19 protein-coding genes are annotated in these 21008 nt (G+C 74.2%); 10 read left to right on the top strand and 9 right to left on the bottom strand.

Annotated features, from left to right (window positions below):
- The 3 genes from ACFWPT_RS22360 to ACFWPT_RS22350 all read left to right on the top strand — a co-directional run.
- Nucleotides 1-471, top strand: a 471-nt coding sequence (locus ACFWPT_RS22360; RefSeq protein WP_380483704.1) for a GNAT family N-acetyltransferase, incomplete at its 5' end; no start/stop codon positions are given.
- 176 nt (nt 472-647) lie between these two features.
- Nucleotides 648-1685, top strand: a complete 1038-nt coding sequence (locus ACFWPT_RS22355; RefSeq protein WP_380380218.1) for a CAP domain-containing protein — start codon at nt 648-650, stop codon at nt 1683-1685.
- A gap of 118 nt (nt 1686-1803) precedes the next feature.
- Nucleotides 1804-3315 carry a sigma-70 family RNA polymerase sigma factor gene (locus ACFWPT_RS22350; RefSeq protein ID WP_380483702.1) on the top strand — a complete coding sequence of 504 codons (1512 nt, stop codon included), beginning with the start codon at nt 1804-1806 and terminating at the stop codon, nt 3313-3315.
- Nucleotides 3316-3340: 25 nt separating this feature from the next.
- Here the strand turns inward: ACFWPT_RS22350 and ACFWPT_RS22345 are convergent, their stop codons facing one another.
- Nucleotides 3341-3577 carry a hypothetical protein gene (locus ACFWPT_RS22345; protein WP_063346066.1) on the bottom strand — a complete coding sequence of 79 codons (237 nt, stop codon included), beginning with the start codon at nt 3575-3577 and terminating at the stop codon, nt 3341-3343.
- A gap of 310 nt (nt 3578-3887) precedes the next feature.
- Here ACFWPT_RS22345 and ACFWPT_RS22340 point away from each other — a divergent pair, with 310 nt between their 5' ends.
- The gene (locus ACFWPT_RS22340; RefSeq protein ID WP_063346065.1) at nt 3888-4988 is read left to right on the top strand and encodes a hypothetical protein; all 1101 of its coding nucleotides are present in this window, start codon (nt 3888-3890) and stop codon (nt 4986-4988) included.
- 347 nt (nt 4989-5335) lie between these two features.
- Here ACFWPT_RS22340 and ACFWPT_RS22335 read toward each other — a convergent pair whose 3' ends face one another.
- From ACFWPT_RS22335 to ACFWPT_RS22325, 3 genes are all read right to left on the bottom strand, one after another.
- Nucleotides 5336-6193, bottom strand: coding sequence for a hypothetical protein (locus ACFWPT_RS22335; RefSeq protein ID WP_380483700.1), 858 nt, complete (start codon nt 6191-6193; stop codon nt 5336-5338).
- Nucleotides 6180-6704 carry a SigE family RNA polymerase sigma factor gene (locus ACFWPT_RS22330; protein WP_380380212.1) on the bottom strand — a complete coding sequence of 175 codons (525 nt, stop codon included), beginning with the start codon at nt 6702-6704 and terminating at the stop codon, nt 6180-6182. The genes ACFWPT_RS22335 and ACFWPT_RS22330 overlap by 14 nt, the downstream gene beginning before the upstream one ends.
- Nucleotides 6705-7072: 368 nt before the next feature.
- The gene (locus ACFWPT_RS22325) at nt 7073-8593 is read right to left on the bottom strand and encodes a M1 family metallopeptidase (protein WP_380483698.1); all 1521 of its coding nucleotides are present in this window, start codon (nt 8591-8593) and stop codon (nt 7073-7075) included.
- 366 nt (nt 8594-8959) lie between these two features.
- On the opposite strand from ACFWPT_RS22325, the gene ACFWPT_RS22320 reads away from it, so the two are divergent.
- Nucleotides 8960-9850, top strand: coding sequence for a carbohydrate kinase (locus ACFWPT_RS22320; RefSeq protein ID WP_380483696.1), 891 nt, complete (start codon nt 8960-8962; stop codon nt 9848-9850).
- Here ACFWPT_RS22320 and ACFWPT_RS22315 read toward each other — a convergent pair.
- Nucleotides 9847-10368, bottom strand: a complete 522-nt coding sequence (locus ACFWPT_RS22315; protein ID WP_380483694.1) for a GNAT family N-acetyltransferase — start codon at nt 10366-10368, stop codon at nt 9847-9849. The two genes, ACFWPT_RS22320 and ACFWPT_RS22315, sit on opposite strands and share 4 nt — an antisense overlap.
- A gap of 229 nt (nt 10369-10597) precedes the next feature.
- On the opposite strand from ACFWPT_RS22315, the gene ACFWPT_RS22310 reads away from it, so the two are divergent.
- Complete coding sequence (locus ACFWPT_RS22310; RefSeq protein ID WP_380483692.1) at nt 10598-11575, top strand: polysaccharide deacetylase family protein; 978 nt, start codon at nt 10598-10600, stop codon at nt 11573-11575.
- Between the two features lie 45 nt (nt 11576-11620).
- On the opposite strand, the gene ACFWPT_RS22305 is transcribed toward ACFWPT_RS22310, so the two are convergent.
- The 3 genes from ACFWPT_RS22305 to ACFWPT_RS22295 all read right to left on the bottom strand — a co-directional run bounded on the left by ACFWPT_RS22305 (nt 11621) and on the right by ACFWPT_RS22295 (nt 14316).
- A complete protein-coding gene (locus ACFWPT_RS22305; protein ID WP_363372996.1) occupies nt 11621-12058 on the bottom strand; it encodes a YchJ family metal-binding protein in 438 nt (145 codons plus the stop codon).
- A gap of 68 nt (nt 12059-12126) precedes the next feature.
- Nucleotides 12127-13677 (bottom strand): FAD-dependent monooxygenase, encoded by a 1551-nt coding sequence (locus ACFWPT_RS22300; RefSeq protein WP_380483689.1) that lies wholly within the window; start codon nt 13675-13677, stop codon nt 12127-12129.
- 27 nt (nt 13678-13704) lie between these two features.
- Nucleotides 13705-14316, bottom strand: a complete 612-nt coding sequence (locus tag ACFWPT_RS22295) for a TetR family transcriptional regulator (RefSeq protein ID WP_380371164.1) — start codon at nt 14314-14316, stop codon at nt 13705-13707.
- A gap of 257 nt (nt 14317-14573) precedes the next feature.
- Between ACFWPT_RS22295 and ACFWPT_RS22290 the strand changes: the two genes are divergently transcribed.
- Nucleotides 14574-14972, top strand: coding sequence for a cytochrome C oxidase subunit I (locus ACFWPT_RS22290; RefSeq protein WP_159398309.1), 399 nt, complete (start codon nt 14574-14576; stop codon nt 14970-14972).
- An 85-nt stretch (nt 14973-15057) separates the two neighbouring features.
- On the opposite strand, the gene ACFWPT_RS22285 is transcribed toward ACFWPT_RS22290, so the two are convergent.
- Nucleotides 15058-16680, bottom strand: a complete 1623-nt coding sequence (locus ACFWPT_RS22285) for a cytochrome bc complex cytochrome b subunit (RefSeq protein ID WP_380345539.1) — start codon at nt 16678-16680, stop codon at nt 15058-15060.
- Between the two features lie 395 nt (nt 16681-17075).
- On the opposite strand from ACFWPT_RS22285, the gene ACFWPT_RS22280 reads away from it, so the two are divergent.
- The 3 genes from ACFWPT_RS22280 to efeB all read left to right on the top strand — a co-directional run bounded on the left by ACFWPT_RS22280 (nt 17076) and on the right by efeB (nt 20995).
- The gene (locus ACFWPT_RS22280) at nt 17076-17399 is read left to right on the top strand and encodes a hypothetical protein (protein ID WP_363373004.1); all 324 of its coding nucleotides are present in this window, start codon (nt 17076-17078) and stop codon (nt 17397-17399) included.
- A 207-nt stretch (nt 17400-17606) separates the two neighbouring features.
- Nucleotides 17607-19667, top strand: a complete 2061-nt coding sequence (gene efeU, locus ACFWPT_RS22275; RefSeq protein WP_380483687.1) for an iron uptake transporter permease EfeU — start codon at nt 17607-17609, stop codon at nt 19665-19667.
- Entirely contained in the window at nt 19667-20995 is a 1329-nt protein-coding gene (efeB, locus tag ACFWPT_RS22270; protein ID WP_380483685.1) for an iron uptake transporter deferrochelatase/peroxidase subunit, read from the top strand. Before efeU ends, efeB begins: the two co-directional genes overlap by 1 nt.
- Nucleotides 20996-21008 lie beyond the last annotated feature (13 nt).

Raw genomic sequence — 21008 nt, 5'->3', positions numbered from 1 at the left:
GAGTTCCCCACCACCCCCCGCTGGCGCGTCGGCGCGCCGGCGCGCGCCGACTACCCCGCCTGGCGCGAACTCTTCCGTGGCTACTGCGCGTTCTACCGGGTGCCGATGCCGGAGGAGAAGGCCGAACTGGTCTGGTCCTGGCTCCACGACCCGGACCACGAACTGGAGGGCCTGCTGGTCCGCGACGGCGACGGCACGCCGGTCGGGCTCGCCCACTACCGCCCCTTCGCCCGCCCCCTGCACGGCGCCGTCGGCGGCTTCCTCGACGACCTGTTCGTCGCGCCCGAGGCGCGCGGCGGCGGAGCGGTGGACCAGCTGCTGGCCCGGCTGCGGGCGATCGCCGCCGAGCGCGGCTGGAACACCGTCCGCTGGATCACCGCCGACGACAACCACCGCGCCCGCAGCAAGTACGACCAGGTCGCCACCCGGACCATGTTCGTCACCTACGACATGGCCCCGGACGCCCCGTGACCCGTGTCCGGGCGGCCTGAGGTCGTGCCCTGGGAGCGGGCCCCGGGTGCGGTCGCGGCCGGGCCCGTGATCCTGCCGCCGGACATTCGTTCGGACTTTCTGTTATCGGCGCGCCGCCGGGCGGTCTCCCAGGTGTCGGCACCCGACCCGCCGACCCGGACAGAAAGCGTGGGCACGTGAACAGCGACGACAGGACGACCATCCTCCCGGCGATCGGTGCCGAGAGCGGTGCACGGAGCGGAGCCTCCGGCCGACCCGGCGGCCGCGCCGCGCGCCGGGCCGCCCAGCGGCACACGGAACGCCCCGGAGGTCGGGGCCGCCGGGCCCGACGGCGCGGTCCGGTCGGTCCGGTCGCCGCCGTCGCCGCCGCCGTGGCCGGCACCGGACTGCTTGCCGCCCTGGTCGGCGCCGGCTACGCGGCCTACGGCGGCAAGCAGGCCGACCGGGACACCACCGGCCAGGCGATGGCGGCGGACGCCGCCCTGATAGCCGCCGAGGCCGGCACCCACGACGGCATCCAGGTCCCCGGCGCCGGGGGAGCGGGCCCCGACGTCGCCGCGCCGCCGGCCACCCCGGCCACCTCGGCCGCCACCGACCCGGCGTCGGCTCCGGCCAGTGCCGCCGCGACCACCCCCGCCGCCCCGGCGTCCCCGACAGCCCCGGCGACCGCGAGGGCGACGCCGACCCCGACGGCCACCGGGAAGCCGGGCCCGAGCACGCCCGTGACCGCTCCCGTTCCCGCCAAGCCCACCGGCACCCCGGCCGCCGCGCAGCGCACCGGGGCCCCTACGAGCGCCTCGGTGCCCACCCCGGTCGGCGGCGGCGCCGCGCCCTCCTCCGCCCAGCAGGTCGTCGACCTGGTCAACGTCGAACGCGCCAAGGCCGGCTGCGGCCCGGTCAGCGCCGAGCCCCGGCTGGCCAGCGCCGCCCAGTCGCACAGCGACGACATGGCGGACCGCAACTACTTCGACCACGCCAGCCCCGACGGAGACCACGCCGACCACCGCATCGAGGCGACCGGCTACCGCTGGAGCACCTGGGGCGAGAACATCGCCCGCGGCCAGAAGGACCCGGCCGCGGTGATGGAGTCCTGGATGAACAGCCCCGGTCACCGTGCGAACATCCTGAACTGCGCGTTCAAGCAGCTCGGGGTCGGTGTGCGGACCGGTTCCGGCGGCCCCTGGTGGACCCAGGTCTTCGCCGCCCCGGCCTGACCGGCCCTCCGGCAGGGCCCGTTTTCCGATTCCGCGCAAATTGTTGTTATCTGATCACTCACCACAGGTCTCCGAGGAGGCAGCGGCGGACGGAACACGGCAAGACGGAGTGCGGACCATGAACGCTGACGTGCAGAACAGGACCGGGACCACCCTGGTACGCGCGGCCCAGGCGGGCGACCGGCAGGCCCAGGAGGCGCTGGTCGCCGCCTGGCTGCCGCTCGTCTACAACGTCGCCGGGCGCGCCCTGGACGGTCACGCCGACGTCGACGACGTCGCCCAGGAGACCATGATCCGCGCCCTGGACGGCCTGGACGGGCTGCGCGAGCCGGAGTCCTTCCGCTCCTGGCTGGTCGCCATCACCATGAACCAGATCCGTCGCCGCCACGCCGCAGGCCAGCAGCAGCCCACCGTCGGCGGCCTCGACGAGACCTGGGAACTCGCCGACCCCAGGGCCGACTTCACCGACCTCACCGTCCTGCGCCTCGGCCTCTCCGGCCAGCGCCGGGAAGTCGCCGAGGCCACCCGCTGGCTCGACCCCGACGACCGCGAACTCCTCGCCCTCTGGTGGCTGGAGGCCAGCGGCGAACTCACCCGCGCCGAACTGGCCGAAGCCCTCGACCTGACCCCGCAGCACACCGCCGTCCGCGTGCAGCGGATGAAGAAGCAGCTCGAAGCCGGCCGGATCGTCGTCCGCGCCCTCGGCGCCTACCCTCGCTGCCCCGAACTCGCCGACGTCACCACCGGTTTCGACGGCACCCCCAACTCCGTGTGGCGCAAGCGCATCGCCCGCCACATCCGCGGCTGCGCCACCTGCGACCGCCTCGGCCGCGATCTCTTCCCCGCCGAAGGGCTGTTGGCCGGCCTCTCCCTGGTGCCGATCCCGCTCGGCTCGCCCGCGCTGCTGCACTTCCAGCACACCGCGGCCACCGCCGTCCCGACCGCCGCGAGCACCCATGGCGGCTGGGCCGGGACGGCCGCGCGCAAGGCCGTCCTGGCGAGCGGTGCGGTGGCGGTGGTGACCGTCACCACCCTCGCCCTGGTCTGGTCGCACCCCGCCGAAACCCCGCTGGAGGCGGCCCCCGAACCCACCACCCCGGCCGCCGCTCCCGCCGCCCCGGTGCCCACCGCGACCCCGGCCTCCGCCCCGGTCACCCTGGCGGCCACGCCCACGCCGACCCCCAGCGAGACGGCGACGGCCACGCCGTCACCCACCGCCACCCGGTCGGTGGCCCCGCCGCCGCCCAGCCCGGAGCGCCAACTCGTCGACCTCGTCAACGCCGAACGCGGCAAGGTGGGCTGCGCCCCCCTGCGGATCGACCCCCGACTGCACACGGCCGCCCAGAAGCACGCCGACGACATGGTCGCCCGCGGCTTCTTCGACCACGTCAACCCGGACGGTGTCCGCACCGACGCCCGGCTGACCGCCGTCGGCTACCGCTGGTCCCAGTGGGGCGAGAACCTCGACCGGGGCCCGACGTCCCCCGCCACGGTGGTCGCCCACTGGATGGACGGCGGCATCCACCAGACCAACATGCTGGACTGCGGCTTCAAGGACGTCGGCATCGGTCTGGCCACCGGCCCCGCCGGCACCTACTGGACCCAGGACCTCGGCGCCCAGCTGCCCTGACGCCGTACCGCCGCGCTGCTGCGAGCTATGCGGGGGTGACACCGACCAGTCCGTCGGCCGAGCCCGTCACGTACCCGGTCGCCTCCCCGACCACGCCGCCCGCGTCCCCGACCTGCCCCGGCAACGCGTCCGGCGCACTGGTCAGCGACCCGGACATTCCGTCCTGCCCCCCGACGGCACTGGCGTGCGCACTCGGTGCGGTGAGCGAGGCCACGAAACCCACGGCGAGCGAGGCGACGGCGAGCATGCTGCGCTTCTTCATGGCGGGTCCAACGACGATCCGCCGGGCGGGTTACGAGGGCGGCGGCGGATTCCCTCGTCCGTGGCCGTGCGGCCGGGGCCGTGGCACAGCCGCAGCCCGGTGACGGCCGGTCGGCCGAACGGCGGTACCGCGGGCGCCGGACGGGCTGCCGGGCCCCGGGCCTTTTCCGGTGGCGGGAGGCGTGGGAGGGCGGTGGGATGGGGAGGGGTCGGGAATGATTCCGGCAAATCGGTTGAATCACCACACTTTCGGTCTCATCGACGTCGGTCTCATCGACCAGGACCCCCCACCGCGACACGAAGGGCACCCGATGCACGCAGCCGAGCTAACGCCAGCCGTCCTCGCCGAGCTGCGCCGCCCCCGGCGCTACCCGGCCGTCTCCGTTCTGCTGCCCACCCACCGCAGCGAGCCCGACAACACCCAGGACCCGGTCCGCCTGCGCAACCTCGTCGCCGAGGCGAAGAACCGGCTGCACGCCGACGAGGCGGTCAGCCGGGCCGACCGGCTGGACGTCGTCGAGCAGCTGGACCGCGCGCTCACCGAGGTCGACCTCGTGCACGCCGAGGACGGCCTGGTGATCTACGCCGCCCCCGGCGAGCACCAGGTGTGGTCCCTGCCGCGCCCGGTGCCCGCCCGGGTCGTGCTGTCCGAGACCTTCCTGACCCGCAACCTGGTCTCCGCCTACACCGCCGGTGCGCCCTACTGGGTGCTGACCGTCGCCGCCGACCGGGTCGCCCTGTTCAGCGGCAGCGGGGCGCACCTGGCCGAGCACACGAGTGCCGCCTTCCCGCTCGACCAGGTCCCGCCGGACTGGGACGTCGAGCGCAAGGAGCGGATCGGGGACGTACCGAGCACCTTCCGCGACGAGGAGACCCGCCGCTTCCTGCGTTCGGCCGACACCGCTCTGGCCGCCGTGCTGGAGGCCGACAACCGCCCGCTGTACGTGCTCGGCGAGGCCGCCGCGATCTCCCTGCTCGACGAGGTCGGCACCGCCGCCAAGCGGGCCACCGCCCAGGTCTCGCGCGGCGGCCTCGGCCATGCCGCCGCCGCCGCGGTGGCCGAGGCCGTCCGGTCCACGGTCGCCGAGCAGGGCAGCAAGGCCGTCACCGAGCTGCACGAGCGCCTCGACCAGGCCCAGGGTGTGAAGGGCCTGGCCGCAGGCATCGACGAGGTCTGGCAGACCGTCGCCGAGGGCCGCGCCGCGGTGGTCGCGGTGGAGGAGGACTACTGGCAGCCCGTCCGGGTGACCGACAACCACCTCGTCCCGGCGGCGGCCGGTGAGCCCGACGTCCGCGAGGACATGGTCGACGAGATCGTGGAGCGCGCCCTCGACACCGGAGCCAAGGTGCAGTTCGTCCCCACCGGCGAACTCGACGCCCGCGGCCACATCGCGGCCGTCCTGCGGTACTGAGCCGCCCGGTACTGACCCGCCCGGTGCGGGCCCGGCAACGGCCGCCGGGCCCGCACCGCCGTGTCCCGGTCGCGTCAGGACCGGTGGAACGCCCGCCTGGCAGCACCCGAGGAGACCGACCAGACCCCGGGTATCAGCCCGCCGGTGATCGGCAGGGCGTCCGCACCGTGCAGGGCCGCCACGCCACATTCGCCGTTCCGCCGCGCCGTCCACCGGTCGCAGCCCCCGGCACCTGCCCGTCGCCGCTCGCCACCCATGAGAGGACCCCCGTTCTCTGATCGTGCTCGGGACGCTAGCAGGAGCCACTGACACTGAACGCGGGGCGGCCAGCGCGGCCCGGACGGTCCTCAGCGGGTCGTGGTCGGCGAGGGACTGCTCCCCTCGGCGGCCCGGATCGAGTCCAGCACCTGCTGCACCTGCTGGATCGTCACGTGCGACGGCACCCGCATGCAGGCCGTCAGCTGGATCAGCACCAGCGTGCCGGTCCGGGCGACGGCCCGGTGGCCGATGAGCTCACGGGTGCCGCCGAGCGTGAGGCATTCCTTGTCGAGCGCGATGTCGGAGGTGACGGCCGATGAGGTGGTGAACTTCCCGACCAGGTCCGGTTGGTCCACCAACCGGAGGGTGAGGAGGGCGCCGCCGACGGGCAACAGCGTGTCGGACGGGCAGGCGATGCCCGCCGTCCGGCAGGGGGACACGGGGCCGATCGGCCCGTTGGCCAGGTAGCCGATGCCGTTCCGGGGGTCGCCGCTGAAGGTGCCCTGGCTGTACCAGCCGCTCGGCAGGTCGAGGGCCAGGTTCGGGTACGACGTGAAGTGGATCTGCGACCTGGCCGTCGGCACCATGGTCGGTGTCGTGCTGGCGCCGGCGCCGGCCGTCGGAGCGGGCGGTTCCCCGCCCGGCACCGTCTCGGCCGGTCCGGCCGCCATGTTCGGCCCCGCCGCCACCCCCCGCTCCGGCGTGGGCGCGATCGCGGGCGCGGCGGCCAGCGCCGCGGCGACCAGCCCGGCGGTCAGTCCGGCCCCGAGCCCGGCGGCCCGCCGTCGGCGTTGGGTGCCGATGGCGCGGGCGCGCACCCGTTCCATCCGGTCCTCGGGCGTGGCGAGCTCCGGTACGGCCTGGTGGAGCAGGATCCGCAGCTCGTCCTCGCCCTCACCGCCATCCGGCCTCGGGTCGTCCGGGTCCAGCAGGTCAGTACCGATCACGAGGTCCCCCCGCCAGCAGCAGTTCCCGGGCCGGCAGCCGGCCGCGCAGGCCGGCGAGCGCGCGGTGCGTCTGGCTCTTGACCGTGCCGGTGCTGCAGCCCAGGACCTCGGCGGTCTCCTCGACGCTGAGGTCCTCGAAGAAGCGCAGCACCACCACGGCCCGTTGGCGCGGCGGCAGGGCACGGACGGCCTGGGCGACCACCTCTCCGAGCACCACCCCTTCGTACGGGTCCGCGTTCGCCGGCGGCGGCTCCGGCAGTTCGCCGTGCGGCAGTTCGCCGGTCCAGCGGCGGCGCCACCAGGAGACGTTGCAGTTGACCAGCACCTTCCGCAGGTAGGCCTCGGGCCGGTCGATGGAGATCCGGTCCCATTTGGGCCAGACCTTGGCGAGCGCGGTCTGCAGCAGATCCTCGGCCTGGTGCGGGTCGCCGGTCAACAGCCAGGCCACCCGCAGCATCTTCGGGCCGCAGGCGGAGACGAACTCCTCGAAGTCCGGTGTGCCATCCCTCATCCCGCCGTCCCCGCCATGGTGTCCGTGCCGTCCCTGTCAGCCGTGGCGGCCTGCTGGGCCGCGATCGTGGTGTCCTACTCACAGCTGATGAACGTGCTGGACGGTGTTCCGGGTTGTCTTCCGGGCGCGGGGATTTTCGGCTGGCCGGCGCGGGGACGTTGGACGGCCCGCGAGCCGGCCGGGACTCGGCCGGGCGGCGGGCGGGCCGTGGGCACCACGATGGCCCCGTCGGGCCCGTCCGGCCAGAGGCGCTCACGGGGCGTCCGGGCGCACGATGCGGCGCGCCAGGGGCGTACGGGTGGGACGCAGGGGGCGGCGGACCACGGATCGGGCCGGACCGCGGATCAGGCCGGCCGGGCGACGGTGGGTCAGAGCGTCCCGGAGCCGTGCGGGGCCTCGGTGGGGACACCGCGGGCGGCGGCCGCCGGGTCCGAGGTCACCGGGGTGACCGTCCAGTCGGGGTGGCCGGGCATCGGCGGGGTGCGCAGCCCGTACAGCCAGTCGGTGAGGAAGCCGGAGAGGTCCTGGCCGGAGACCTCGGAGGCGGTGCGCAGGTAGTCCTGGGTGCTGGCGGTGCCGTACCGGTGCTCACGCAGGAAGGTGCGCTCGATCCGGTCGAAGGCCTCGGCGCCGACCCGCTCGCGCAGCGCGAACAGCACCAGCGCGCCGCCGGTGTAGCGCTGGCTGTCGAAGAGCTTGGCGGCGCTGGGAGCGGCGACCGGTCCGGAGTCGTGCCGCCACTGGTCGCCGAGGCCGTAGAGGGCCCGCATCCGGTCGACCAGGGTGGTGTGGCCCCAGGCGTCCGGCCAGCCGCGCTCGTAGCGGTAGACCAGGGCGTAGTAGTCGGCGTGCCCCTCGTTGAGCCACAGGTCCGCCCAGCTGGCGGGGGAGACGCTGTCGCCGAACCAGGAGTGCACCAGCTCGTGCATCTGGTGCGAGCCGATCGCGGACTCGGGCTGGCGCAGGAAGTTCGGCTTGTAGAGGGTGAGGGTCTGGGTCTCCAGGCCGGTGAAGCCGAACGCGGCCGGGTCGTCGGTGTCGGCCGGCAGGAGGCCGTAGGTCTCGAAGGGGAACGGCCCGAGGTGCTGCTCGGCCCAGGTCAGCTGGTCGGCGGTGAGAGCCAGGGCGGGTTCGAGTTCGGCGGCCCGGGCGGTCGGGACGACGTCGCGCAGCGGCAGGCCGTGCGGGCCGGTGCGCTCGCGGACGGTGTAGTTCCCGACGGAGACCTGCACCAGCTCGGTGGCCATCGGCTCGCGGGAGGCGTAGCGCCGGGTGGTCCGGCCGTCGCCGAGCCGTTCGGTCTGCGCCAACTCCCCGTTGGCGACGCCCAGCAGGCCGTCGGGCGCGGTGACGGCGATGCTGAACCGGGCCTTGTCGCTGGGGTGGTCGTTGCACGGGAAGACGGTGTGCGCGCTGTCCGGCTGGCCGGCCACCGCGAAGCCGTCCGGGGTCGGGACCCAGCCGGTGTGCGGGAGCCTGGCGCGCGGGTCGGCGGTGTACTCGACGGTCAGCCGCGCGGTGGTGCCGCGGTGCAGGGGCCGGGCCGGGGTGATGGTCAGCTTCTCGTCGTGGGCGGCGAACCCCGCCGGGCGCCCGTCGACCCGGACGGCGCGCACGGTCAGGCCCAGCGCGTCCAGCTCCAGGCGCGCCAGGGTGCGGGACGGCCGGGCGGTGATCACCGCGGTCGCGTCGACGGTGCGGGTAACGGCCCGGTAGTCGAAGGACAGGTCGTAGGCGAGGGCGTCGTACCCGCTGTTGCCGAGCGAGGGGAAGACCGGGTCGCCGAGGCCGTCCGCGGCGGTGGCGGCCCTGGTGCCGGCGGACAGCAGCGCCGCACTGAGCACGAGTGGGAGGACGAGGCCGAGACGGGGCCTGGACAGGGCGATCACCGCACTTCGGGAGTCGTGGCCCCGGGGGGCCTGGCTTCGGGACTCGTGGCTTCGGGAGCCCCGGTGAGCAGCGGGGCCGGCCGGCGGTACGTGCGCGACGCACCGGGCACGGACCCTAGCGGACCGGGGCACCCGCCCGGCGCCGCCGCCCGGACGGCTGTCGACATGAGGCCATCCCCCGGACGGCCTACAGCGATGGCGGGGCCGCCGCGCGCTGACTAACGTTCGAAGTGCTTCGCCCCCTGACGGACGAGGCCACGGCCGTCGGAGAACCTGGCCAGGTCCGGCGGCCGTCCTTCATGCCCGGGTGCACCCCGTAGGCTGGCGGCCGAGACGACGCCCGCGTACCGGATGCCAGGAGCCGCCGTGACCAGCCCCGATTCGCACGTTCTGGTGATCGGCGAGTGCGTCGCCGACGTCGTCCGCACGGATGGCGCCCCGGACACCGTCCACCCCGGCGGCAGCCCCGCGAACGTCGCGTACGGCCTGGCCCGGTTGGGGCGGCCCGCCACCCTGCTCACCCAGCTCGGGGACGACGCCAACGGCCGGCTGATCCGGGCGCACCTGGAGTCGGCGGGGGTGGTGGTCCGGGCCGCGGGGGTGGCGCGGACCCCCTCGGCCGTGGTGCGCCTCGACGGACAGGGGCGGGCGCGCTACACCTTCGACATCGGGTGGACGTTGCCGCCGACCGAACTCGCCGAAGCGCCGGGCGCGATCCACCTCGGCTCGATCGGGGCGGTCACCGACCCGGGCGCGGCGGCGGTGCTGGCGCTGGTCGAGCGGTGGCGCGGCCGGGCGCAGATCAGTTACGACCCGAACGTGCGCCCCGCGCTGATGGGCGAGCGGGCGCAGGCCGTGCGGCGGGTCGAGCGCTGCGTGGCGCTGAGCGACGTGGTCAAGGCGAGCGACGAGGACCTGGCCTGGCTCTACCCCGGCGAGGACGCGGAGGCGGTCGCGCGCCGCTGGCTCGCCCTCGGCCCGGCCGTGGTCGCGGTGACCCTGGGTGCCGGCGGCGCGTTCGCGCTCACCGCCGAGGGCGGGCACGCGCGGGCCGCAGCCGTTCCGGTGCCGGTCGCCGACACCGTCGGCGCCGGGGACTCTTTCACGGCGGCTTTCCTGCACGCCCGCGCGGCCGGCGCCGACCTCGCCGGCTGCCTCACCCAGGCGGTGACGGCCGCCGCGCTGACCGTCTCCCGCCCCGGCGCCAACCCGCCCTCGACGGCGGAGCTGGCGGCCGCCCTGACGCAGGCGGGTTAGCCGGCCAGCTCCTTGCCGTACCAGACCTGGGCGTACGGGCCGCTGCTGTAGGCGGGGATCTCGCGGTAGCCGTGGCGGGTGTAGAGCGCGCGGGCCTCGACCAGGTCGAGGCGGGTGTCGAGGACGATCCGCCGGGCGTCGAGCGAGCGGGCGGCCTCGTCGACGGCGGCGAGCAGCCGGGCGCCGCCGCCGGTGCCGCGCAGGCCGGGGCGGACGAACACCCGGGTCAGCTCGACGGTGTCGGCGTCGCGTCGGCGCAGCCCGGCGCAGGACTGGGCCGCGCCGTCGTAGTGGCCGAGCAGGAAGAGCCCGTCCGGTGCGGCGAGGTCGTCGCTGGGGGAGCCGGCCAGCCCCGACTCCAGTTCCTCGGGGGTGCCTTCGCGGCCGCGGTGCAGGCGGTAGTAGCGGTTGGCCACGTCGTAGTAGTACTCGCGCAGCAGGGCCAGGGCCTCGGGTGCAGTGACGTCCGCCGTGGCGACGGACCAGAGGCGGGCGGTGCGGGGCGCGGTGTCGGTCATGGGCGCATGATCGGTGGTCGCCGGCCCGGGCCGCAATCGGGTTTTCGCGCGGGTGCCCGGTCGACTCGGGTGCCCGGCCGGTTCGGGTGCCCGGCCGGTTCGGCAAAGGAAGGGCAAGGGGCCCGGCGCGTCGTTGCCCCGTACGGGTGACGAGGGGATTGGCGGGGGTGCGCTGCGGGGGAGCAGTGCTGCTATGAACAGTTCATCAAATCATCGCATTAATGCGGGTTTGAGGGGAATTCAGGGACGCGGCGCCGGTGTGCGGGCGGGTGTGCGGACCGGTCTGCTGGCCACCGTCTGCCTCTCCGCCGTCGCCGCCGGCTGTGCCGGGCCGGTCGACCCCGCGCGGCCGGCTGTCGTCCCGCCCGCGCCGGGTGCCGTGCCCGTCGTCGAACACGGGGTCGGCCGCCCGCCCGAGGCGCTGCCGGTGCTGCCGGGCCTGGCCCGCAAGGAGGAGGAGGCCGGCACCGAGGCGATCGCCCGCCAGGAGTCGGAAACCGGGGCGGCCCTGGAGACCGCGCACCGATGGGGTCTGGAGGCCCCGCCGCTGAAGGCGCCGCCACGCCCGGCGACCAGGCCGGTGCTGGCCCAGTCGCAGGGCGTGAAGCTCAAGGAGGGGCGGCCGCCGGTGGTCTACCGGGTGCCGACCGACGAGAAGGTGGTCTTCCTCACCGTCGACGACGGCTCCGAGAAGGACCCGGAGTTCTCCCGGATGGCCGACGAACTCGGCATCCCGCTCAGCACCTACATCTCCGACTACCTGGCCCGCGAGAACTACGGCTACTTCCGCGACCTGCACGCCCAGGGGGTGGAGATCAACAACCACACCATCAACCACCGCAACCTGAAGGTCCTGGACTACGGGGCCCAGCGCGACGAGATCTGCCGTCAGCAGGACCAGCTGGAGAAGCAGATCGGCGTCCGCCCCCGGCTGTTCCGGCCCCCGTACGGCGAGTACAACGACGACACGCTGCGCGCGGCGGCGTCCTGCGGGGTCCAGGCGGTGCCGCTGTGGAACGAGGAGGCCTTCCCGGACCACATGGAGTGGCGCTACGACGACCGGAAGCTCCACCCGGGCGACATCATCCTCACCCACTTCCGGGGCGTCGACCTCTGGAAGGCCTCGATGCCGGACCTGCTCCGCAAGGTCGTCAACGACGTCACCGCGCAGGGCTTCGCCCTCGGCCGGCTGGACGACTACCTGTAGGAGTTCGCCCGTCGAGGACCCCGAGGACCCCGAGGACCCCGAGGGTCAGCCGAGCGAGAGTGCGTCGAGGTACACCCAGGCGCCCTCGTGCCGGACGAACCGGCTGTGCTCGGTGAGCACGCCCTGCTCGCGGCCCTCGGTCCAGTGCGCCCGGAAGGCGACCGTGCCCTCCGCGTGGAAGGCGCCGCCCTCGGTGGTGGACACCACCTCCAGGCCGGTCCAGCGCAGCGCCGGGTCGAAGTCCACCTCGGCGGGCCGGGTGTCCGGGTGCCAGGTGCGCAGCAGGTACGCCTCGTCCTGGGCGGCGAAGGCGCTGTACCGCGAGCGCATCAGGGACTCGGCGGTGGTGGCCGCCGTCTGGCCGCGGTGCAGCCGCCCGCAGCAGTCGCCGTAGGCGGCGGGCAGGCCGCAGGGGCAGGGGGAGGAGGGCAGCAGCCGGGGCGCGGAGGCGGCGGCGCGGGGCGCGGGGCGACGTGGGGACATGCGGTCCATTCTCTCCCCCCGGCCCCGGACGCCCCGACCGGGGCCGGGGGGCGTCCGGGTGCGGGTGCTCAGCAGCGGGCGGAGTCCGGTTCGCCGAACCAGGCGTGCAGCGCGCGTAGCAGCCCGTCCGGATCCTCCTCCCCGGGAGCGGCGGCCCAGGCGACGTAGCCGTCCGGGCGCACCAGCAGCGCGCCGGCGGGCGGTTGCGGGCAGTCGGCCGTGAGCACGTCCACCCGGCCCTTCCAGCCGGCCGCGAGGTCGGCGAGCCGTGGTGAGCCCCCCGCGAGGTCGAGCAGCAGGGCCTGGCCGCCGCGGGCCAGTTCGGCGAGCCGGGTGGGGCCGGCGGCGGTGGTCAGCGGGAGGTCCGGCGCGAAGCCGCCGGCGAGCGGGTGCGGGCAGTCGGTGTCGTACCGGACGTCGCTGCCCGCCATGAGCGCGGCGATCCGCCCGAGGTTGTCCTGGTACGCGAGCAGTTCGCCGAACAGGGCGCGCAGGGCGGTGACGGCCGGGCCCGGGGACATCAGGGCCATCTGGGCCTGCGAGTGCATGAAGACCCGTTCGCCGACGGGGTACCGCTCGCGGTGGTAGCTGTCCAGCAGGCCGGGCGGGGCCCAGCCCTGGAGGTCGGCGGCCAGCTTCCAGCCGAGGTTCGCGGCGTCCTGGAGGCCGAGGTTGAGGCCCGGACCGCCGGTGGCGGCGTGCACGTGCGCGGCGTCGCCGACCAGCAGCACCCGGCCCTCGCGGTAGCGCTCGGCGAGTCGGGTGTTGTGCCCGACCTGGCGGCGCGGGGTGTGCGCGCCGGGCGTGCCGGCCGGGGTGAGCGGCAGGTCGGCGCCGGTCACCCGGCGGACGCTGGCGCGCAGTTCGTCCAGCGTGGCCGGCACGGTCTCGTCGACGGGCGGGCCGTCCCACTCCATGGTGGCCATCATGGCCAGTTCCGGGCTCATCGGGGCGAGCACGAACACCCCGTGCGCGGTGCGGGTGTGGGTGAACGGGCGGAACGGCGTCGGGCAGCCGGGCAGCAGGACCTCGCCGGTGTCGAGCACCTGCAGCCCCTCGGGCGGGCGCACGTGGGCGATGCGCGCGACGGGGTCGGGCGAGGTGACCCCGGGGAAGCCGATCCCGGCCAGCTTGCGGACGGTGCTGCGGCCGCCGTCGGCGCCGACCAGGTAGCGGGCGCGCAGCCGCTGCGGCCCGTCCGGTCCGTGGACCTCGACGGTCACCCCCGCCTCGTCCTGGGTCAGGCCGGTGACCTCGCGGCCGTGGTGCACGGTCACGCCGAGTTCGCGGGCCCGCTCCGCCAGGGCCTGCTCGATCCGGTGCTGCGGCACCGGCAGGGCGTACAGCGGGTTGCCGCCGAGCTCCCGGAGGTCCAGCGGGAACGCGCCGAACACGAAGCGGGGCACCGGGGCCGGGGCGCCCGGGCCGCCGAGCCGCTCGTACAGGCCGCGGTGGTCCAGCAGCCGGATCACCTGGCCGACCAGCCCGTTCGCCTTCTGCTCCGACGAGCGTTCGGCCAGCCGGTCCAGCACCACCGGCCGGACTCCGGCCAGCGCCAGTTCGCAGGCCAGCATCAGGCCGTTCGGGCCGGCGCCGGCGATGATGACATCGTGGGTCATGGTAGATCCCCCTGTGCGACGGTGAGTTCACGAGGACGACGGTTCGGGGAGGCCGGCCGCCAGCTGCCGCAGCGCCTCCGCCAGGAGCGGTTGCAGCGGTACCGGCGGGTCGGCGCGCAGCCATACGTCGCTGGCCGCCCTGAGCGCGGCCAGGACGCCGGCGGCGACCAGTCTGGGGTGGAGGCCGCCGGGGTCGGCCCCGGTCCGGGCGGCCACCGCTGCGGCGAGCCCGGCCTCGGCGTCCGCGCCGGCGCGGGCCAGCTCGGCCTGGAGGGCCGGTTCGCGCAGCAGTAGCCGCACCGCGGCGGTCCACTGCGGGTCCGGTTGCTCCGCCGCGCCGTCGAAGGGTGCGAGGGTGGCCCGGGTGAGCGCCTCCCAGAGCGGTTCGGCCAAGGGCCGCTCGCGCAGCGCCTCGCCGACGAGCCGGATGCGGTCGCAGTGCCGGGAGACGATGGCCTCGGCCTTGCTGGAGAAGTAGTTGTTGTAGGTGCGCGGTGACACCCCGGCCGCGGCCGCGATGTCCTCCACCCGGACGTTCTCCAGGCCCCGTTCCACCGCCAGGCGCAGTGCGGCCCAGCTCAGTGCCTCCCGGGTCGCGGCCTTCTTCCGTTCCCGCAGACCGATCTGACTCTTCGTCATGCCAGCCACTCTCCCTGGAAACCTGCGCGCCGCGCAAGAGTGCGCGGCACGCAACTTTTTCGGAGCCGACACTCCGGGGCGGATCCGCCCCGGCGGGGTTGCGAGGAGTCGCGCGGCGGCTCGGCGAGTCGCCCTGCCCGCCCGTGTGGTCACTGATAGTAGTGGCCTGGTTGCGGAGCGGTCTCCCGCGCCGGTTCGGCGGGACGGTTCGACAGGGCGTCCCGACAGCACGCCTCGACAGGACATGAGGAGCGGTCATGGGTGGCAGACAGCGTCCGCCGGGAGCGCGGACCCCTCGGCAGGGCCGGCCCGCCGGGGGCGGCCGGGTGAACGCCCGGGCGGAGATCGCCCGGCTGGAGGGCTATCTCGCCTGGGAGGCCGAGGTGGCGGCGGCCGAACGGGACGCCCGGGCCTTCGCCGGGCAGTTCCCGTGGCTGCCCGCCGCGGAGCGGGAGAGCCTGGAGCAGGCCTACGCCGCCGACCGCCTGCGCTACGCCGAGGAGGTCGTCGACCGTGCCGTCGAGCGCTGCCGCCGACTGGCCGCCCGCTACCGCAGCGAGTGCCGCCGGATCTGCGCCCGCTGGGCCGCGCTCTGCCTCTCCGTCACCCTGGCGGCGGCGCTGTTCGCCGTCGTCCCGGCGGCCCTGCGGGCCTGAGGCCTGAGCCGGGCCGATCCGCCGGCACGCCCGAGGGCCCGCCGCGCCGATGACGGCGCAGCGGGCCCTCGGGTGTGCGCGGGGATCAGTGGTGGCCGTGGCCGCTGCTGATCTCCTGGTGCTCCTCGGCGGTGGGCTTGGCGATCTGGCTGCCCTCGCCGTAGAAGCCGCGGGACAGCTTGGCCCTCGCCCGGGCGAACAGCCCGGCCTTGCGGACCACCCCGTTCTCGTCCACCTCCGGCGGCAGGTCCTCCGGCTGCGGCTGCTCGTGCGCGGTGAGGGTGAACATCCGGCCCGGCGGGAGCGGCGCGTGCACCTCGACGAACTCGCCGTGCTGGAGCCGGTTGATGACGCCGGTCTCCCGGCCGTGCAGGACCTTCTCCTTGTCGCGCCGCTGCAGGCCCAGGCACCACCGCTTGGTGACCACGAAGACGACCACCGGCACGACGAAGAAGCCGGTGCGCACCGCGTAGGTGATCGCGTTGATCGACAGCTGGAAGTGGGTGGCGAGCAGGTCGTTGCCGCCGCCGGCCAGCAGGATCAGGTAGAGGCCGATCCAGGCCGCGCCGACGGCCGTGCGCACCGGTGCGTTGCGCGGCCGGTCGGCGATGTGGTGCTCGCCGCGGTCCCCGGTGACCCAGGCCTCCAGGAACGGGTAGCACCAGATGATCAGCAGCACGGTCGGGAAGACCATCAGCGGGACGAACACCCCGAGGTTCAGGGTGTGGCCGCCCCAGACGCTGATCTCCCAGCCGGGCATCACGCGCACCAGGCCCTCGGAGAAGCCCATGTACCAGTCCGGCTGGGCGTCGGTGGACACCTGGTCGGGCCGGTAGGGGCCGTAGGCCCAGATCGGGTTGACGGTGGCGATCGCCGACATGAACGCGACCACGCCGAAGACCAGGAAGAAGAAGCCGCCGGCCTTGGCCATGTAGACCGGCATCAGCGGCATGCCGACCACGTTGTCGTTGGTCCGGCCGGGCCCGGCGAACTGGGTGTGCTTGTGGTAGAAGACCAGGATCAGGTGCGCCGCGAGCAGGCCCACCATGACCCCCGGGATCAGCAGCACGTGCACGGTGAACAGCCGCGGCACGATGTCCTGGCCGGGGAACTCGCCGCCGAACATGAAGAACTGCAGGTACGAGCCGACGATCGGCACGGCCAGGACGGCGCCCTCCATGAACCGGATGCCGGTGCCGGAGAGCAGGTCGTCCGGCAGCGAGTAGCCCATGAAGCCGTCGAACATGCCGAGGAACAGCAGTAGCGCGCCGAAGACCCAGTTGATCTCGCGGGGCTTGCGGAACGCGCCGGTGAAGAAGACGCGCATCATGTGCGTCAGCATCGAGGCGACGAACACGATCGCCGCCCAGTGGTGGACCTGGCGCATCAGCAGGCCGCCGCGCACCTCGAAGCTGATGTCGATGGTCGAGGCGTAGGCCTCCGACATCTGGATGCCCTTGAGCGGGACGTACGAGCCGTCGTAGATGACCTCGCCCATGCTCGGCTTGAAGAAGAGGGTCAGCCAGACGCCGGTGATGATGATGATGACGAAGGTGTAGAGCGCGATCTCGCCCAGCATGAAGGACCAGTGGTCCGGGAAGATCTTGCGCAGATTGGCCTTGGCCAGGGAGTAGATGCCGACCCGGCCGTCGGTCCAGTCGGCCAGGGCCTCGGCCTTGTTCGCGGGGTTGGCGCGCGTGCTGGTCACCGGTCCCGGCTGCGACTGCTGGTCGGTTCTCACGACGGGCTCCCCGGCGTCCTCGGCGTGCCGGGCTGGAGGCCCGCCGGCAAAGACGCCGGCCGGCGAAGTGTTGTGATCATGGGACCTCTCGATACGGGCCCGCCGGCTGAACCGGCACGCGGAGCGGGTGACCCACTGGCCCGTTGCTCAGGGTGATGGAGCGCTTACTCTGTCATGCTGTCGGCAGGGGGCCGACTGTGCACGTCCATCGGTCCGTACGGCCGCTCGTGTCGGTCCGTACGGGGGGTCCTGGCGTCTGATCGGCCGCCGGACGGGTGGCGGTGCTGCGCCCGGGTGCCGCTGAACCGTTTCGGCGCGCGCCGCGTCCGGAGGTCGCGCGATCCCGGGCCTACGCTGCGCCAATGGTGGATCACCCTGAACTCTTCGAGGACGTCACCGCGGCCCTCGCCCGCGCCGGGATCGACGCCGGGTCGGGCCCGTCCCTGCTGCGGATCGGCCATCGGCCGCCGGGGGTGGCGGTCGGCTGGTCGCCGGGGGAGGGGCCGGACGGGCCGCCCTCCCGGGGAGCGCGCGAGGCGGTCAGCGGTGCGGCCGCCGTCGTGCTGCGCGAGTGCGGCTACCTGGTCGCCGAGACGGGCGGCGGCGAACTGCTGGTGACGCCCGCCGCCGCGCCGGTGGCGGTGCCGGCGGAGCCGGAGACGGTGCCGGAGCAGTGGTGGGGCTGAGCCGGGCCGGCTCGGCAGCCCTCATACCGAACCCTTACCTGAACGGGGGGTGCTGTTGACCACGGCGGCTCTAAGGTTTGCCTAAGCTAAGTCGAAGCGCCCCGGACCCTCGTGTCCGGGGCGTTCGGCTGTGCCGCGCCGCCGCCACCCGCGGCGGGCCGCCGAGTTCAGGTACGACCCGGGGTGACCGGGGGAGGAGCCCGCTGCATGTGGGATGAGGCGTTTCCCAGCTTTCTGATCGGGCTGCGCGAAGGTCTGGAAGCCGGACTGATCGTGTCGATCCTGGTCGCCACGCTCGTCCGGTTCGGGCACAAGGCCCGGTTGCCGCAGGTGTGGACCGGCGTCGCGGCGGCGATCGCGCTCAGCCTCAGCTTCGGCGCGGTGCTCACCTTCACCGCCGCCAACCTCTCCGGCCACGCCCAGGAGGCGTTCGGCGGGGTGCTGAGCCTGATCGCGGTCGGCTTCGTCACCGCGATGGTGTTCTGGATGCGCCGCTCGGCGCGCACCCTCTCCGCCGAGCTGAAGGAGAAGGTCCAGGCCTCGCTGGCGATGGGCGCCGGCGCGCTGGTGCTCACCAGCTTCCTGGCCGTCGGCCGCGAAGGCCTGGAGACCTCGCTCTTCCTGTGGACCAACGTGCGCACCGCCGGGGAGTCCACCGGGCCGCTGCTCGGCGCGGCCGTCGGCCTGGTGCTCTCGGCCGGCCTCTGCTGGGGCCTGTACCGGCGGGCGCTGAAGATGAACCTCACCCGGTTCTTCACCATCACCGGCGCCGGCCTGATCGTGGTCGCGGCGGGCGTGCTCGGCTACGGCCTGCGCGACCTGCAGGAGTCCGGGCTGGTCGGCGGCGGCAGCTCGTACGCGTTCGACCTGAGCGGCCACCTGGACGCCTCCTCCTGGTACGCCACGCTGGTGCAGGGCACCCTCAACCTGACCGTCACCATGACGGTCCTCCAGGTCGTCGGCTACCTCGCCTACCTGTGCATCGTGATGACGCTGTTCGTCGAGGGCGTCCGCGGTGGCAAGACCGCTCCGGCCCCCGGGAAGGCGGCGCAGGGAGAGAAGGCCGGGGCGGCCGCGGCCGCGCCCGAAGCCGCCGGGCCGGTGCGGTCCGGACGGCCGCGCTGGGCCGTGCCGACCGCGCTGGTCGCGGTGCCGGTGGTGATCGCCGGGGCCGTGATCGCGGTCAGCGACGGCAAGCAGAGCAGCTCCGCAACCGTGTCCGTCTCCGAGCAGGAGTGCGGCAAGGGCTTCAGCACCCCGCTGCCCGGCCAGCAGGTGTTCCAGATGCACAACACCGGCGACAAGGTCTCCGAGGTCTACCTGGTCAACCCGGCCAGCGGCGCCGTCTACGGCGAGATCGAGGGCCTGGCCCCCGGCACCACCCGCGCGCTGACCGCGACCATCGGCTCCGGCGACTACGCCTGGCGCTGCGTACCCACCGGCGGCACCTCCGTCACCTCGGCCGCCGTGCACGTCACCGGCGGCGGCCAGGTCAAGGCCGTCAAGCCGGTCGCCGAGGACGACCTCAAGGGCCCGCTCGACGCCTACAAGGACTACGTCGACAAGGGCCTCGCGACCCTGCTGACGCAGACCCAGAAGCTCCAGGCCGACGTCCACGGCGGCGACCTCGCCACCGCCAAGGCCGACTGGCTCACCGCCCACCTCCAGTACGCCTCGCTCGGCGCCGCCTACGGCACCTTCGCCGACCTCGACGGCAAGATCGACGGCCGGCCCGACGGGCTTGCCGACAAGGCCCAGGACAAGGACTTCACCGGCTTCCTGCGCCTGGAGTACGGCCTCTGGCACGGCCAGTCCGCCGCCGACCTGACGCCCGTCGCCGACCAGCTGGCCGCCGATGTCGCCAAGCTCGGGCAGGACTTCCCCGGCCAGGACTTCGACCCCGGAGACCTTCCGCTGCGCGCCCACGAGATCCTGGAGAACACCCTCCAGTTCGAGCTCACCGGCGACACCGACCAGGGCAGCGGCACCAACCTGGCCACCACCCAGGCCAACCTGGCCGGCACCCGGGAACTGCTGACCGTCCTGCAGCCGCTGCTCGACGAGCGCGACCCGCAGCTGCTCACCCGCGTCGACGCGGGGATGAAGCGGGTCGGCGACCTGGTCGCCGCCGCCCACGAGCCCGAGGGCTGGACCGCGCTGGAGCAGCTCCCCGCCGACGCCCGCCGCCAGCTCAACGGCGCCACCGGCGAGCTGCTCGAAGACCTCGCCCCCATCCCCGCCCTGCTCGAGATCCGGAAGGCCGCCTGATGACCGACCACACCGCTGCCACCGGAGGCTCCTGCCCGTTCCCGCACGCCGCCGCGCCCGCCCCGGCCGTCGCCGAGGGCGGCTGCCCGGCCGGCCCGGCCCGCCGAAGCTTCGTCCGGACCGCCCTCGGCGCCGGCGCCGGGGCGGCCGTCCTGGCGGGCGGGGCGTTCACCCTGGCCGCCGGCCCGGCCTCCGCCGGGGACAGCCGCCAGGCGAAGAGCGGGGCCGTGCCGTTCCACGGCGACCACCAGGCCGGCGTCACCACCCCGGCCCCCGGCTACGCGGCCTTCGTGTCCTGCCAGGTGATAGCCCAGGACCGCAAGGGCCTGGAGGACCTCCTCAAGACCCTGACCGAGCGGATCCGCTTCCTCACCGCCGGCGGCACCCCGCCCGACCTCGGCGTCGGCGCGCCGCCCGCCGACAGCGGCATCCTCGGCCCCACCGTGCCCACCGACAACCTGACCGTCACGGTCGGCGTCGGCGCCTCGCTGTTCGACGACCGGTACGGGCTGGCCAAGGCCAAGCCGACCAAGCTGGCCCCGATGAAGACCTTCCCCAACGACAATCTGCAGGCCGCCGAACTCCACGGCGACCTCTCGCTGCAGATCTGCGCCGACCGCCAGGACACCGTGCTGCACGCGCTGCGCGACATCACCCGGCACACCCGCGGCGCGATGCAGATCCTCTGGCGGATCGACGGCTTCCAGAACGAGTCCCGCCCGGACGGCGCCCAGCGCAACCTGCTCGGCTTCAAGGACGGCATAGTCAACCCCGACACCACCTCCGCCCGCGAGATGGACCGGCTGATCTGGGTCACCGACGGACTGGGCGAGCCCGCCTGGGCGACCGGCGGCAGCTACCAGGTCATCCGGATCATCCGGATGCTGATCGAATTCTGGGACCGCGTCACCCTCGCCGAGCAGGAGAAGATGTTCGGCCGCCGCCGCGACACCGGCGCGCCGCTGGACGGCCGCCAGGAGACCGACACGCCGGACTACGGCAAGGACCCGGAGGGCAAGGCGATCCCGCTCAAGGCGCACATCCGGCTCGCCAACCCGCGCACCGCCGACACCGACACCTCGCGCATCCTGCGCCGCGGCTTCAACTACGACCGGGGCGTCGACAAGGCCGGCAACCTGGACATGGGCCTGGTGTTCTGCTGCTACCAGCAGGACGTGGTGCGGCAGTTCGAGGCCACCCAGACCCGGCTCATCGACGAGCCGCTGGTCGACTACATCTCGCCGACCGGCGGCGGGTACTTCTTCGTCCTGCCGGGCGTGAAGGACAACGCCGACTGGCTCGGACGCGGGCTGCTCGCGGCGCTCTGACGACGGTTTGACG

The sequence above is a fragment of the Kitasatospora sp. NPDC058478 genome (genome assembly GCF_042720345.1).
In the GTDB taxonomy this organism is placed as follows: domain Bacteria; phylum Actinomycetota; class Actinomycetes; order Streptomycetales; family Streptomycetaceae; genus Kitasatospora.
This window is presented reverse-complemented; position numbering and strand designations above follow the sequence as displayed.

What these genes read in the sequence shown, in the direction of transcription:
- ACFWPT_RS22340 (WP_063346065.1), top strand. Translation starts at nt 3,888, where the DNA reads ATGCACGCAGCCGAGCTAACGCCAGCCGTCCTCGCCGAGCTGCGCCGC.
- ACFWPT_RS22305 (WP_363372996.1), bottom strand. Translation starts at nt 12,058, where the DNA reads ATGTCCCCACGTCGCCCCGCGCCCCGCGCCGCCGCCTCCGCGCCCCGG.
- efeU (WP_380483687.1), top strand. Translation starts at nt 17,607, where the DNA reads ATGTGGGATGAGGCGTTTCCCAGCTTTCTGATCGGGCTGCGCGAAGGT.
- ACFWPT_RS22280 (WP_363373004.1), top strand. Translation starts at nt 17,076, where the DNA reads ATGGTGGATCACCCTGAACTCTTCGAGGACGTCACCGCGGCCCTCGCC.
- ACFWPT_RS22290 (WP_159398309.1), top strand. Translation starts at nt 14,574, where the DNA reads ATGGGTGGCAGACAGCGTCCGCCGGGAGCGCGGACCCCTCGGCAGGGC.
- ACFWPT_RS22315 (WP_380483694.1), bottom strand. Translation starts at nt 10,368, where the DNA reads ATGACCGACACCGCGCCCCGCACCGCCCGCCTCTGGTCCGTCGCCACG.
- ACFWPT_RS22295 (WP_380371164.1), bottom strand. Translation starts at nt 14,316, where the DNA reads ATGACGAAGAGTCAGATCGGTCTGCGGGAACGGAAGAAGGCCGCGACC.
- ACFWPT_RS22345 (WP_063346066.1), bottom strand. Translation starts at nt 3,577, where the DNA reads ATGAAGAAGCGCAGCATGCTCGCCGTCGCCTCGCTCGCCGTGGGTTTC.
- ACFWPT_RS22350 (WP_380483702.1), top strand. Translation starts at nt 1,804, where the DNA reads ATGAACGCTGACGTGCAGAACAGGACCGGGACCACCCTGGTACGCGCG.
- efeB (WP_380483685.1), top strand. Translation starts at nt 19,667, where the DNA reads ATGACCGACCACACCGCTGCCACCGGAGGCTCCTGCCCGTTCCCGCAC.
- ACFWPT_RS22300 (WP_380483689.1), bottom strand. Translation starts at nt 13,677, where the DNA reads ATGACCCACGATGTCATCATCGCCGGCGCCGGCCCGAACGGCCTGATG.
- ACFWPT_RS22330 (WP_380380212.1), bottom strand. Translation starts at nt 6,704, where the DNA reads ATGAGGGATGGCACACCGGACTTCGAGGAGTTCGTCTCCGCCTGCGGC.